The following is a 13,696-nucleotide window of genomic DNA, read 5'->3' on the forward strand; positions in this document are numbered from 1 at the left end:
TCAGTCTTGTCGGACGTGTACGCCTACGGTGCCATCTCGTCCGGGCAGGGCGTGCCGCGCGGCAGGTCGTACTTGCCCGCTATCCGGTAGGTGCCCGCGTGCGGGGCGTGCAGCACGGTCCATTCGTCCTCCGGGTCCCCCTCCTCGCTCGGCTCGAAGACCTGCTTGGTCAGGCAGCCCTTGCGGTTCACCGGCAGCTCGCCGTCCTCCTCCGCCTCCGGCGCCTTGATCCTGTGGCCCTTGGCGTCCACCAGGCCCAGCCACGGCGAATACGGGATGCGGATGAGCACCGGACCCTTGGCGCGCACGTTCAGAATCAGCTTGTCCGCGCCGGCCCGCTCCACCGTGGCCGGCGGGTCGGCGATCGGGGTGGGGTCCTTGACCTCGTACAGCTTCCAGTTGTCGTCGCCCCACACCTGACGCAGATACGGCAGGCCCTTGGTGATGAGCTCGGCCTCCAGCGTCGCGGCGTGGTCCGGCTCGTCGGCCGGCAGCACCACATAGTGCACGGCCATGCGCTTGAGCCAGGCGTGGTAGTCGGCCGCGCTGAGCGTGTCCTTGTAGAAGAGCGGGTTGCGCTCCATGTCCGCCTGCCGGGTCCAGCCCCGGGCCAGGTTGACGTACTGGGGGAGCGCCGAGGACTCGCGGTGGCTGCGCACCGGCACCACCTCGACCCGGCCCCGATCGGCCTTCACCTGCTTCAGGTGGTGGACCAGCGGCGCCAGCTCGCGCGCCCAGGATGCCGAGGGGGTGGTGTGGATGACGTCGTCGCCCGTCTTGACGCCCTGCCACACCGTGACCGTCACGAGGCACAGCACGAGCGCGGTCCACATCCGCCCCGGGCGCGTGGTGAGCCGCTTCTCGCGCGGCGGCACCCGGCGGTTGGTCAGCGCGGCGATCAGCACCACCCCGCCGAAGATCATGCCGAGGCGGGAGATGTTGGTGCCGATCTGGGAGGGGATCAGCCAGGTCAGCACCACCCCGGCCGCGTACAGCGCGCCGCCCACCCGGACGGTCCGCCAGCCACGCGGCGCGAACAGGAAGACCCCGAGGCCGGTCAGGCCCGGCAGGATCGTCGACGGCCAGGTCATCGGCTGCTCGCCGGAGAACGGGAACAGCCAGGCCGACAGCCCGACCACGATCACCGGCGTGATGCCGAGCGCGTAGGAGGCCGGATGGCGCCGGGTCAGCCACAGCGCGGCGGCCACGATCCCGATGAACAGCCCGGCCACCGGGCTGGACATGGTCGCGAGCGCGGACAGCAGAGCGGCCAGCAGGGCCCGCGCGACCTTGTGGTGCCAGCGCCGGGACCGCCACTTGGTGGGCCACGCGAAGATGACCGCCACGGCACCCAGACCGAACATCGCGCCGAGCCCGAACGTCACCCGGCCCGAGATCGCGTTGCAGATCAGCGCGAACGTGCCGTACAGGGCCGGCCACAGCGGACGGCGTACCACACGGCTGCGCACCAGCAGCAGCGCGAGCAGCCCGGCGGACAGCGTCCCCGCGATCATCATCGTGGTACGGACGCCGAGGACCGCCATCAGATAGGGCGAGATGACGCTGTACGAGACCGGGTGCATCCCGCCGTACCAGGCGAGGTTGTACGCCGAGTCGGGGTGCTGGAGCACGAACTCCGCCCACGCGTCCTGCGCGGCCAGGTCGCCGCCGCTGTTCGCCAGCAGCGCCACCCACAGCACGTGCAGCACCCCGGCGACGGCCAGGGCGGCGGGCACGGGATGGCACAGGTAGCGCCAGACGCGCCGCGCCCGGCCGAGCGCCTGCTCCCCCTCCGCACCGCCGCGCGCCGGCGCCGGACCCGCGCCCTCGGCCGGGTCGGTACCCGCCGGCGGACTCGCGTCCTCGGCGGGGCTTACGCCCTCCGCTGCGTCCGGGCCCTCGGCGGGCCAGCGCTGCGTGGGCAGTCTTATTCGCGCCGCGGTGTTCTCCTCGGAACTCCCGCTGTTTTCGGCCCGTGTCGGATCCACGGTGGTCACTGCGGCTCTCCCCGTCTTCCCCGGAGGTCTGCCCCCATGTTCCTTCAACCTTGTACCGATTCACCCCGGTTCGTTACGGCAGGACCGGGACCGGAGGCGCAGGCGACGCTAGCACGCGAAGGGCCCCAAAAGGCCTTCAGGGCAGGCGGCAGGGGGTGCTGTGGACAACTTGCTACATACGGCTGACCGGTGACCCGGCGCGCCACACGCCGGGTCACCGCGCCAGGCGGTGTCTTACGCCGGATCAGGCGATCCGGACCAGCTTCGAGCCGAACGACGGCTCGGACAGGTCCTTCTGCAGCGCGACCGGCACCTTCACCCGACCCGCGCCGCTGCCCACGGCCAGCTGGCCGACGACCGTGCCCGCCTTGGCCGAGTGCGGCACGCTCTTGCCGCCGTCGGTCAGCTCGAGGTCCACCTCGAGGCCGCCCCAGCCGACCGCCGTCAGGTCCTTGGTCGCGATGACCGGGGTCGTGCCGCCCAGGCCGTCGTCGACGTGGCCGACGACATCGCCCTTCTTCGCCACCGTGGCGGAGGTGAGGCCGTCCTGCACCGCGGTGATCAGCTTGTAGCTGTTCTCCTGCACCAGATCCAGGCTGTTCTGCAGGATGCCGGGGGCCCGCTGCTCCAGGACGACGCCGAGGATCAGCCGCTTCTTGCCGTCGATGGTCCGCTCCGCGCCCCACATCAGCGCACCGCCGGCCGGGGTGCTCGACCCGGTCTTGATGCCGATCACACCGGGCTTCACCAGCAGATTGTTGTTGTTGTAGAGCGTGCTGTTGGGGACCTTGAGGCCGGGAATCCTGACGTTGGGCGTCGCCACGACCGCCCGGAACGCCTCGCTCTGCATCGCCGCTCTGGCCAGCTTGAGCTGATCGGACGCGGTGCTCTTGGTGGTCGCCTTGAAGCCGCTGGGGTCGGTGTAGACGGTGTTCTTCATCCCCAGGTCCTTGGCGGCGTCGTTCATCTTCTTCACGAACGACTCCTCCGACCCCGAGTCCCAGCGGGCCAGTTGCCGGGCGATGTTGTTCCCGGACGGAATGAGGAGCATCTGGAGCATCTGGAGCTGGTTGTACGTCTGGCCCTCGTCCACCTGGACCCGCGACTCGTCCTCGGAGCCCGACTCCTTGCCCGCCTGGGCGTCGATCTTGATGGTCGGGCCCGTCTCGGACGCCTTGAGCGGGTGGCCCTTGAGGATGACGTACGCCGTCATCACCTTCGTGACACTGGCGATGGGCACCTGCTTCTGCGCCCCGGAGGTGCCCAGGCTGCCCACGCCCTCCACCTCGACCGCGGACTGCCCCTGGTCCGGCCAGGGGAGCGACAGCTTGGAGCCGTCGAAGGCGTACGTGGCCTCGGTCAGCTTCAGCTGCGGTTCCGGCAGCGGCCGCACCGCCTGCACCACGCCGAGGACGACGATGAGGAGCGCCACGAGCGGCGTCCAGATCTTGACCCGCCGCACGGCGGTCCGCATCGGGGTCTCCGCCGGGGGCGGCGTGTTGGTCAGCTGCGCCAGCAGGTCGAGCGGCGCGGGCTGGCCGACGGGCGGCAGCGGCTGCTGCTTGGTCCGCTCCGACTCGGGCAGCGGCTGCTGCTTCGTCCGCTCCGACTCGGGCAGCGCAGCCGGCGCGGAAGGGCGCGCCGGGGGCCGGGCGGGCGGGGCGTCGGCCGACCTCAGCGGTACGAAGCGGCTGGTGCGCTCCGCGGCTCCCTCGGCTGCCGCGGGGAGATGCCCGCTTTCGGGGCGCTCGACGCCGGGGGCCTTCTTCTCGTCCTTCTTCTCGTCCTTCTCGGCGGGCTTATCGGCAGGCTTATCGGCGGGCTTGTCTTCAGCGGGCTTCGCGTCGGCCGCCTTGCCCTCGGCGGGCTTGTCCGCGGCAGGGGCCTTGATGGTCTTGAACACCGCGGTCGGCTGGTCGATGCCCGTACCAGTGGCGGGCTCGTCGCCCTTATTTCCCTCTTTGTCGACCTTATCCGCTTTGCCGGACTCGTCGGCTTTTTCCTCTGTGTCGACGGAATCATCCGCTTTATCGGCCTTTTGAGCCCACCGAGGAGCTTCCTTCTGCCGCAGCACGCCGAACGCGGCCGTAGGCCGATCCACCGGCTCGTCCGACGACTCATCGGCCAACTCCTCGGCCGACCCCTCAGCCGACTCCTCATCCGATTCATCCGGAGATTGGGTATCGTCGCCCGATTTGCCGGGTTCAACAGAATCATCGGATTCGGATTCGCTTTCGCGAACATCAGATTCCGATTCCGCTTCCGCTTCTTCCCCCGCCTCCGGGTCCTCGTCCGCGACGGCGACCGCCGACCTACCGCCCCCGGCCTCCCCTTCGCGGAAGACCGAGAGCCGTGGATCGCGCTCGCCGCGAGTCGTCTCCCCCGACGACTTCTGCTGCTCCGACTTGTCGGGGGACTCGCCCGCCACCGATGCCTCCTTGTAATACGTTTTGCGGGACGCGCGCCGCCTTCGGTCTCGCGTCCCGCCGCCCGAACCATCTACCAGTGTCCTGTGTGCCCCGAGTGCCGCCGCGCCACGGCACCCTGACAGAGTGCCTTCAGCGGGCCGCCCACCCGATAGACGAGAAAGACATACCTATCGGTTCCATATCAAATCCCCCAGGCACTCTCGACAGACCAATGTGAGAGGGGTCACCCTGTCATTCATCCACGCGGGGAGGCATGGATGGGCAGGAGCCGCAGAACAATTCCGGAGGAGCTTCTGCTGCTCGCCTTGGACCCGACCACGGGAACCACGGCGCAGCCGCAGTCGCTCGACCTCGGTCTTGCCGGAGCCCAGCTAGTAGAGCTGGCTCTGGCCGGACGGATAGCCCCTGACGGGGATCGTATCGCCGTGGTGCTGCCACGGCCGACCGGAGATCCGACACTGGACTCCGCGCTGGAGCTGCTGCGCCGCCGCGGCAGCCCGGTCCGCGCGGTCCACTGGATCGGCGGGCCCCGACTGGGGCTGCGCCAGACGTATCTCACGCATCTGGAGCGCTGCGGCATGGTGCATGCCGTGGAGGGCCAGATGTGCGGGGTACTGCCGACGACTCGCTACCAGGCGACGGAGACGGCGATCAGCCGGGAAATCAAGGCCCGGCTGGATACCGCGATCCGTACCGGCGTGCCGCCGGACCCGCGGACCGCGGCGCTCGCCGCCCTGGCCCACGCGGTCGGACTCGGCAAGCACCTGTATCCCGGGAACGAGGGGCGCTCCTCGCGCTCCAGGCTCCGGGATCTGATCAGGCACGACCCCATGGGCGGACTCGTGGCGCACGCTGTCATGGACGTGCAGAACGGTGTCGCGGCGCAGCCACGGCGCGCACCGGCCGCACCAGGCCGCCAGCCGGGGGCACGGGCCGCGGTGCCCGCGTCCGGAGTTCCGGCACAGCCGTCCCGCCGCGGAAGCATGGCCCGCGTCGGAGCGCGCTGAGCACAGCTCGCACCCGCTCCACCCGACCGACCGCACCACACAGTCCCCACCGACCCGGTTCGGGAGCCGCTGAAGCGCGGGGCGGTGGGCCGGCCCGTCCCCCCGAGGACCGGTCGGCCCACCGCCCCGCGCGCTCGTTCTTCCGCGCCCCGGGCGGCCGCCCCGGCGCCCTGCGGGACCGCGTGGACCGCGTGGACCGCATGGTTCACAGGCCCCGGCCGCGCGCGTCGGGTGTGCCCCGAGAGGCACCCTGTGCGGCCATTTCCCAGCGCGGCGCCGACCGGTAGTGGCAGGCTGCTGAACAGCATGAATCAGCAGTACGAAGCCGGAGGTGCACGTCCCGTGACATCGAACGTCGGCCCCACCGTCAGGCGACGCCGATTGGGCCAGGAACTCCGCAGGCTCCGCCAGGAGAAGGGGATGACGGCGGAGGAGGTGGCCGAGGAGCTGATGGTCTCCCAGTCGAAGATCAGCAGACTGGAGAACGGCCGCCGCAGCATCAGCCAGCGCGACGTACGCGACCTGTGCCGCACCTACAAGGTCGAGGACAAGGCACTGGTCGATTCCCTTATGCAAATGGCCAAGGAGTCGCGCCAGCAGGGCTGGTGGAACGCCTTCGGCGACGTCCCGTACAGCGTCTACATCGGATTCGAGACGGACGCGGCCTCGCTGCGGGTCTATGAACCGCAAGTGCTCCCGGGTCTGTTGCAGACCCCGGAGTACGCCGAGGCGGTGATCAGCGGCGCGCTGCCGGAGGCCCCGCAGGAGCAGATCGCCCAGCGGGTCCAGGTCCGTCTCAGGCGGCAGGAGCGGATCACCGAACCGGTCGCGCCGCTGCGGCTGTGGGCGGTCGTGGATGAGGCGGCGATGCGCCGGGTGGTCGGCAGCCCGAAGGTCATGAGTGATCAGCTGGACTATCTGGTGCGGATGAGCCACGAGCCGCATGTGACCGTGCAGGCGCTTCCGTTCGGGATGGGTTCCCACCCGGGGATGAGCGGGCAGTTCACCATCCTCGAGTTCTCGGACGAGTCGGACACCAGCGTCGTCTACCTCGAGGGCGTGACCAGCGACCTGTATCTGGAGAAGCACACCGATGTGCAGAGCTACAGCATGATGTACGAGCATCTGCGGGCCCAGGCGCTGAACGTCGAGCAGAGCCGTCAGTTCATCACGGACGTGGCGCGGGACCACGCGCGCCGACACGATGAGGGCTGAACCGTGAGCTGAACCGCACGCTGAGTGGACACCAAAAGACCGGACCCTACACCTCCGTGCTCCGGCGCGGAAGGGGCCAATGGAATATGCCATCCGGTCGAGTGAACGACGGGCTTTCCCGACGATGTTGACGAGTAACGTCGGTCTCGCCTCCAAACGGGGTGCATCTCATCAACAATACGTATCGGAGCAAAAGTGTCCATTCAGCAAGGAAAGACGAGTATGTGGGTGAAATCCTCGTACTCGGCGGGAAATGGCGCCTGCGTGGAGATCGCCTCCCCCGTCGTCGACGAGGTGGCCGTACGCGACTCCAAGGACCCGCACGGTCCGACCCTCAGCTTCGCTCCGGGACCGTGGTCGACCTTCGTCTCCGACGTCCGCCGCGGGGCCTTCGACCTCGGCTGATCTCCGCCACCCGCCCTTCGGGCACCGAGCCCTCTCGTCCGGCCGCCGTCCCTGCCGAGAGGGCTCGCCGCCGCCTCGACGAGGTCGAGGGCGCGCGGCCTCATCGCAGCTCGTCGACGTAGCGGTCGGTCCCGGGGACCGTCGGGATGAACGGCGCGACCAATTCGACGCGGCCGAGGCCCGAGCGGGCCACGTCCTCGTCAAGCCCGGTGAAATGCCCCTCCCAGCACTCGCGCGGATCCCGCTGCAGGAACCACAGCAGCGTCAGCCGCGTATCCACACCCTCCACCTGCTTCACATACGACATCCGGTCCAGCGGCAGCGGCGTCGGCCGGAAGACGGTGACCATCGCCGCGGGCGAGCCCGCCAGCCGCTTCGGCAGATGTCTGGCCCGGAGCCACTCCAGAAGCCCGGCGCGGCGCTCGGGGCCTTCGGCGTCCACGACCTCGACGACCAGCCCGGCGTAGGGGTGGTCGAGGGCGTGGAAGTCGCGGGGGCCCGCCGCGCCGTCCCGGTAGACGGTCGCCTCATGGTCCTGGAACGCCGTGAAGACGTGCGTACGGTCCTGGTAGACGCGGCCGTCCCGGTTGAGCCGCTTGTTGATGCCGACGGTCCACTTCATGTGTTCCGCGTAGCGCCCCTCGGTGAGCCAGTAGACCGTGATGTAGCAGCCCGCGGTGACCGGCTGGGCGACCGCGGACTTCTCCGGGTAGCGCAGCTGCCGCAGTTCGCGGGTGGCGACCCAGCGGCGGCCCGCGAAGATCCAGGGCATGGCCATCGCGCCGGCGATGAAGTGGTCGTCCTCGTACCAGCGGTTGTAGGCGTATTCGTGACCGGGGTGCGGCTCGACCATGGTGATCAGGGCGTGGCCCGGGCGCACTCCGTACGGGCCGACGGAGGCCAGTTCCGCGTACGCCTCGGCGCGCGTGTCCTCACTCGAGTCACTGCTCATGTCCTCCATGTGTAGCTGACGTAACGTCAGATGTGGAGAGTCGCGACCGTATCGCGGACAAAGCGCTTGCCTGGTGCACCGATCTCTCTAGGCTGCGGACGACAGCGGAACCATCCGTGCCGGCGTCCGTACCCCGCGAAGGAGCCCCATGCGTGCCGACCTCCCCGACCTCGCCTCCCGCGCCGCCTCGGTCGCCGGCTCCCCGGTACGCGACATCCTCGCGCTCACCGCGCGCCCCGAGGTGATCTCCTTCGCCGGCGGGCTGCCGGCGGCCGAGCTCTTCGACGCGGAGGCGATACGGGCGGCCTTCGACCGGGTCCTCGCCGAGGCCCCGCGCGAGGCCCTGCAGTACTCGACGACCGAGGGCGACCCCGCGCTGCGCGCCGCCACCGCGGGCCGCCTCACCGCGCGCGGGCTGCCCACCGACCCCGACGCGCTGCTCATCACCAGCGGCTCGCAGCAGGCGCTGACCCTGCTGGCGACGGCGCTGCTGGAGCCGGGCGACGTGGTCGCGGTCGAGGACCCCACCTACCTGGCCGCGCTGCAGTGCTTCTCCTTCGCGGGCGCACGGATCGTGTCCGTGCCGAGCGACGAGGACGGCCTGGATCCGGCCGCGCTCGACGCGCTGGTCGAGCGGGAGCGGCCGAAGCTGCTCTACACCATCCCGACCTTCCAGAACCCCACCGGGCGCACCCTGCCCGCCGAGCGCCGCCGCGCGGTGGCCGAGGTCGCGGAACGGCGCGGGCTGTGGATCGTCGAGGACGACCCGTACGGGGAGCTGCGCTTCGCGGGCGAGCCGGTGCCGTGGATCGCGAGCCGCCCGGAGGCCGCCGACCGCACCGTGCTGCTGGGCAGCTACTCCAAGATCATGGCGCCGGGGCTGCGGCTCGGCTGGCTGCGCGCCCCCGCGGCGCTCCGCCGCGCCTGCGTCATCGCCAAACAGGCCGCCGATCTGCACACCCCGACGGTCACCCAGATGGCCGCCGCGCGCTATCTGGCCGACGCCGACCTGGACGCCCACCTCGCCCGCGTCCGCGACGCCTACCGCGAGCGGCGGGACGCGCTGCTGGCGGGCCTCGGCGAGGCCCTGCCCGAGGGCTCGCGCTGGAACCGCCCCGACGGCGGCATGTTCGTCTGGGCGTCGCTGCCCGAGGGGTACGACGCGACGCAGCGGCTGCGGGTGGCGGTCGAGCACGATGTGGCGTACGTGCCGGGGGCGCCGTTCTTCGCGGGCGTGCCGGACCCGGCGGCGATGCGGCTGTCGTTCGTGACGCACACGCCGGAGGAGATCGGGGAGGGGCTGCGGCGGCTGGCGAAGGCGCTGCGCTAGTCGGCGTACGCCGCGCCTGCCCCATGAGCGCAGCCCTGGCCTCCGGGGGTTCGGCGGGGTGCCTCGGGCGGCTGGGCGGAGCCCGGTTTCGGCGCGGCGCCCGGGGTCCGGGGGCGGAGCCCCCCGCGCGGCGGAGCCGCATATCGATGCCGCCGGGAAGGGGTGGGGGAAGAGACACCGCCGACGCGTGGGTATGGCCTTCTCGGCGCGCGCGCCCTAGCCTGACGCGGCTCCTGACCTGACACCTCGTCAGGTCGGGACTGTCGGGTCACCGCGATCACCCGGGGAGGCATCCCATGCCGCTGCGCGACAAGACCGTCATCGTCTCGGGGGTCGGCCCCGGCCTCGGCCTGCGGGTCGCGGCGGCGTGTGTGCGGGACGGCGGCAACGCCGTGCTCGGGGCCCGTACGGAGGACCGGTTGGCGAAGGCCGCCGCCGAGGCCGACCCCGAGGGCGGCCACACCGCGTGGCGCGCGACCGACATCGCGGACGAGCGGCAGTGCGGGGCCCTTGCCGCGCTCGCGGTCGAGCGCTTCGGCGGAATCGACGCCGTCATCCATGTGGCGGCGCTGGACAGCCACATGGGCGGCCTGGAGGACGCCGACTTCGCCTCCTGGAGCCAGGTCGTGGACACCAACCTGTTCGGGACGCTCCGCATGACCCGGGCCTGCCTGCCCGCGCTCAAGCGGCGCGGCGGCTCGGTGGTGATGATCGGCACGCAGTCGTCGGTCGCCGCGCCCACCCAGGTGCGCCAGGCCGCGTATGCCGCCTCCAAGGGCGCGCTCGTCTCGGCGATGTACTCGCTCGCGCGCGAGCTGGGCCCGCACCGGATCCGGGTGAACACCGTGCAGCCCGGCTGGATGTGGGGGCCGCCGGTGCAGGCGTACGTCACGTTCGCCGCGCACTCCGAGGGGGTGCCGGAAGCCGAGGTGCGGGCCCGGCTCACCGACCGGATGGCGCTGCCCGAGCTGGCGACGGACGGAGATGTGGCGGAGGCCGCGGTGTTTCTGGCCTCCGACCGGGCACGGGCGATCACCGGCCAGTCATTGCTGGTCAACGCCGGTGAACTGATGCGGTGACGCGGGGGTTGCGCAGAGGGGTTGCAGGGGCTGCACGGGGGTTGCGCCCTCCTTCTCCGGCCTGACGGGATCCCGCTCCCGTACGGCCCGTCCGTTGGTGCGGTCGAGCGTGATCGTGCGTCTGGCGAAGTGCCCGCTCATCGTGGGTTCGCGGGCGCGTTCACGACAACTGTTGAGTGGGTCAAGAAAGGGCAAAATCGTTCTGAGGTCTGATTTATGTTCACATTCGTGACCGGAAATCTCTTGACCGGCCGCCTGAACAAGCGGTTCAATCCCGGAAGTACCCCGCTCCCGCTCGGGGGAATCCGCCCATGACGAACGTCGCGGCGAAGTGCGGTCCTGTTCATAAGACGGACCCCTGGAGGGGGCATGAACAGTCTCGACTGGGCCGTGGTCATCGGCTACTTCGGCATCATGGTCGCGATCGGTCTGTGGTCCCACAAACGTGTGGACAACGTCAGCGACTTCTTCACCGCGGGCGGCAAGATGCCGTGGTGGCTCTCCGGCATCTCCCACCACATGTCCGGCTACAGCGCCGTGATGTTCACCGCGTACGCGGCCATCGCCTATGACTACGGCATCACTTCCTACGTCACCTGGTCATTCCCGATCGCCATCGGCGTCGCCCTCGGCTCCAAGCTCTTCGCGCCCCGGCTCAACCGGGTGCGCAGCAAGCTGCGCGTGGCCTCGCCGCTCGAATACCTCAAGAGCCGCTACAACCTCTCCACCCAGCAGGCGCTGGCCTGGTCGGGTGTGCTGCTGAAGATCGTCGACGTGGGGGCCAAGTGGGCCGCCATCGCGACCCTGCTGTCCTTCTTCACCGGCGTCTCCCTCAACCAGGGCATCCTGATCACGGGCGCCGTCACCGCCGTCTACTGCACGGTCGGCGGGCTGTGGGCCGACGCGCTGACCGAACTGGGCCAGTTCGTCATTCAGCTGGTCGCCGGCGTCGCGATGCTGATCGCGGTGCTCCACGACCTGAGCGGCATCAGCACGCTGTGGAACGTCTGGGACGACCTGCCCGCCACCCATCACCACCCGACCGTCGACAAGTACACGCTGACCTTCCTGCTCGCCTATCTGTTCATCAAGACCTTTGAGTACAACGGCGGCATGTGGAACCAGGCTCAGCGCTACATGGCCACCGACAGCGCCGGCTCGGCCGAGCGCTCGGCCCGGCTCTCGGCCCTTCTGTGGTTCTTCTGGCCGCTGGTCCTCTTCTTCCCGATGTGGGTCGCCCCGCTGGTCATCGACATCCCGAAGGGCCACACCTCCGCGGACTCCTACGCGCTGATGGCAGAGCACCTGATGCCACACGGCCTGCTCGGCCTGATCATCGTCGGCTTCTTCTCCCACACCATGGCCATGTGCTCCTCCGACGCCAACGCGATCGCCGCGGTCGTCACCCGCGACATCATGCCCGCGGTCTCCCGGCGGGTCCGGGCCTGGGACACCCGGGCCGGACTGATCGCCGCGCGCTGGACCACCCTGCTCTTCCTCGGCCTGTCCATGGCCATCGCCACCCAGGTCAACTCGTCCTTCTTCGGGGACATCATCACCGTGGTGATCAAGTGGGTCGCCGGGCTCATGGGCCCGATCGCGATCCCGCTGATGCTCGGGCTGCTGCGCCCGTTCCGCAAGTCGGGTCCGACGGCGGCACTGGTCAGCTGGGGGCTGGGGCTGTTCGCCTTCTACTTGGTCAACTACCCGATCAACGACTCCATCGACGGCGGCGTGAACCTGGAGTACCAGGTCTCCATCCCGCTCGCGGTCTCGCTCGTGCTCTACATCGTGATCGGCTACATCAAGCCGGAGGACACACCGGAGCGCGACGCCATCCTGGACTCGCTCAACTCGGATGACGACGGGCCGGGTTCGGCGAGTGCCGCGCTGTCGGTGCCGAAGCAGGGCGCGACCGACCGGAGCTCGGTCGCCGGCGCGTTGGACTGACCCGCGGCGGACAGGCACCTGCGGGGCGGGAGCACCTCCCGCCCCGCAGGTGTCCTCTCGCCCGCCCACCACCAGGGCCCATGACAGTGCCCGGACCTACAGTCGACCGTATGGACAGCACCGAGGTCATCCTGGCCCAGTTCGACGCATCCGCCGCCGATTTCGACTTCCCCGATCTCGGCCACGTCTACTACTACGCGGTCGACGCGCGCATGCGGCTGTATCGCGACGAGGAGCGCTGGGCCCTGATCGTCGAGGCCGTCGGCTACAACCCGCGGGCCGGAAACCTGATCGACAAGCGCCACGTCTACGGCAACTGCCTCACCGTCGGCGAGCCCGGCCTGCTCGACGAGGACTTCCTCCAGCGGCTCGACAACATGGACGAGGTGCACGACGGCGAGTGGAATTACGCGGGCATTCCCCTGATCGTGCGCGGCCGGGCCCTCGAGGTGGCCGTGGAGCCCGGCGTGCGCATGTGGGATGCCTGCCGCGCGCTCGTCCCGGCCCATCGTGACCTGCTGCTGGCCGACGAGGCCGAGCTGCGCGCCCGCATACCGGCTGATCTGCCGGAGCTGCTGCGGCTGGAGGAGTGGCACCAGCCGGAGGACGTGTGTGAGGAGCCGCCCAGCGAGAGCGAGACATACCGGCAGATCGCCGAGGTCCTGGCCACCGGCGACCCGGCCCGCTACCGCCCCACCCTCAAGCCCAACACGCACTGGTCGAACTGGCCCGAGTCCGGCTGGATGTGAGCCGCTCAGGCGTCCGGTGTGCAGGCGGCGGCGAACATACGGCTGTCCTCGTAGACGCGATAGCGGGTGATCAGCCCGTCCTCGACGGTCACCCGCACCGCGAAGGGAGACCGGTAGCGCTTGCCCGTGGCGCGTACGGTGCCGGCCAGGGTCCCCGTCACCATCGCCTCGGCTTCTTCCACCACGATGACATCGATCGTGTTTCCGTCCGGGTCCGGGGCCACGCCCTCCGCCAGCTCGCGGAAGTGGGCGACGGCGTCGGCGCGGGTCGCGCGGGGGCGGATCCACGGGACGTCCGGGTTCTCGGCGATCAGCCAGTCGACGCGCTCGGCGAACAGCTCGCCGAGGCCGGGCAGATCGCCGGCCGCCATCCGGGCCAGAAACTCCTGAACGGTGGCGCGGGTGCGCTCGGTGGTCGTGGTGGTGGCGGTCATGCCGGTACTCTCCCGATGCTTGTGCTGTCCGGTGCTGTGCACGATGCTCGCGCGGCCCGAAAGAGACGTCGATTACCCGCGAGGTAATGGGCGCGACGGGTGACGGCTGGGACATGTGGCGCGGGGATGGGAACCGAGCCCCGTCCGTG

The 13,696-nt window shown here is 70.2% G+C and carries 11 protein-coding genes; 7 read left to right on the plus strand and 4 right to left on the minus strand.

From position 1 onward, the window contains the following. Positions 1 to 23 precede the first annotated feature (23 nt). Positions 24 to 1,997, minus strand: a complete 1,974-nt coding sequence (locus tag PV419_RS11540) for an MFS transporter (protein WP_319687873.1) — start codon at positions 1,995 to 1,997, stop codon at positions 24 to 26. 244 nt (positions 1,998 to 2,241) lie between these two features. Continuing rightward, the gene (locus PV419_RS11545) at positions 2,242 to 4,125 is read right to left on the minus strand and encodes a D-alanyl-D-alanine carboxypeptidase (RefSeq protein WP_415925286.1); all 1,884 of its coding nucleotides are present in this window, start codon (positions 4,123 to 4,125) and stop codon (positions 2,242 to 2,244) included. Between the two features lie 558 nt (positions 4,126 to 4,683). Between PV419_RS11545 and PV419_RS11550 the strand changes: the two genes are divergently transcribed. From PV419_RS11550 to PV419_RS11560, 3 genes are all read left to right on the plus strand, one after another. Next, positions 4,684 to 5,433, plus strand: coding sequence for a GOLPH3/VPS74 family protein (locus tag PV419_RS11550; RefSeq protein ID WP_319687875.1), 750 nt, complete (start codon positions 4,684 to 4,686; stop codon positions 5,431 to 5,433). A gap of 342 nt (positions 5,434 to 5,775) precedes the next feature. Then, on the plus strand, positions 5,776 to 6,648 hold the full coding sequence (locus PV419_RS11555) for a helix-turn-helix transcriptional regulator (RefSeq protein WP_319687876.1): 873 nt from the start codon (positions 5,776 to 5,778) through the stop codon (positions 6,646 to 6,648). Between the two features lie 195 nt (positions 6,649 to 6,843). Next, positions 6,844 to 7,053, plus strand: coding sequence for a DUF397 domain-containing protein (locus PV419_RS11560; RefSeq protein WP_319687877.1), 210 nt, complete (start codon positions 6,844 to 6,846; stop codon positions 7,051 to 7,053). Between the two features lie 100 nt (positions 7,054 to 7,153). Here the strand turns inward: PV419_RS11560 and PV419_RS11565 are convergent, their stop codons facing one another. Next, on the minus strand, positions 7,154 to 8,014 hold the full coding sequence (locus PV419_RS11565; RefSeq protein WP_319687878.1) for a hypothetical protein: 861 nt from the start codon (positions 8,012 to 8,014) through the stop codon (positions 7,154 to 7,156). A 139-nt stretch (positions 8,015 to 8,153) separates the two neighbouring features. On the opposite strand from PV419_RS11565, the gene PV419_RS11570 reads away from it, so the two are divergent. The 4 genes from PV419_RS11570 to PV419_RS11585 all read left to right on the plus strand — a co-directional run bounded on the left by PV419_RS11570 (position 8,154) and on the right by PV419_RS11585 (position 13,113). Then, on the plus strand, positions 8,154 to 9,335 hold the full coding sequence (locus tag PV419_RS11570; RefSeq protein WP_319687879.1) for a PLP-dependent aminotransferase family protein: 1,182 nt from the start codon (positions 8,154 to 8,156) through the stop codon (positions 9,333 to 9,335). A 296-nt stretch (positions 9,336 to 9,631) separates the two neighbouring features. Next, positions 9,632 to 10,414, plus strand: coding sequence for an SDR family oxidoreductase (locus PV419_RS11575; RefSeq protein WP_319687880.1), 783 nt, complete (start codon positions 9,632 to 9,634; stop codon positions 10,412 to 10,414). Positions 10,415 to 10,783: 369 nt separating this feature from the next. Continuing rightward, positions 10,784 to 12,364, plus strand: coding sequence for a sodium:solute symporter family protein (locus PV419_RS11580; protein ID WP_319687881.1), 1,581 nt, complete (start codon positions 10,784 to 10,786; stop codon positions 12,362 to 12,364). Between the two features lie 110 nt (positions 12,365 to 12,474). Next, positions 12,475 to 13,113, plus strand: a complete 639-nt coding sequence (locus PV419_RS11585) for a DUF7003 family protein (protein ID WP_319687882.1) — start codon at positions 12,475 to 12,477, stop codon at positions 13,111 to 13,113. A gap of 5 nt (positions 13,114 to 13,118) precedes the next feature. Here PV419_RS11585 and PV419_RS11590 read toward each other — a convergent pair whose 3' ends face one another. Beyond that, positions 13,119 to 13,547 (minus strand): nuclear transport factor 2 family protein, encoded by a 429-nt coding sequence (locus tag PV419_RS11590; protein WP_319687883.1) that lies wholly within the window; start codon positions 13,545 to 13,547, stop codon positions 13,119 to 13,121. Positions 13,548 to 13,696: the final 149 nt, after the last annotated feature.

The organism is Streptomyces sp. ME19-01-6 (assembly GCF_033793745.1).
GTDB lineage: Bacteria > Actinomycetota > Actinomycetes > Streptomycetales > Streptomycetaceae > Streptomyces.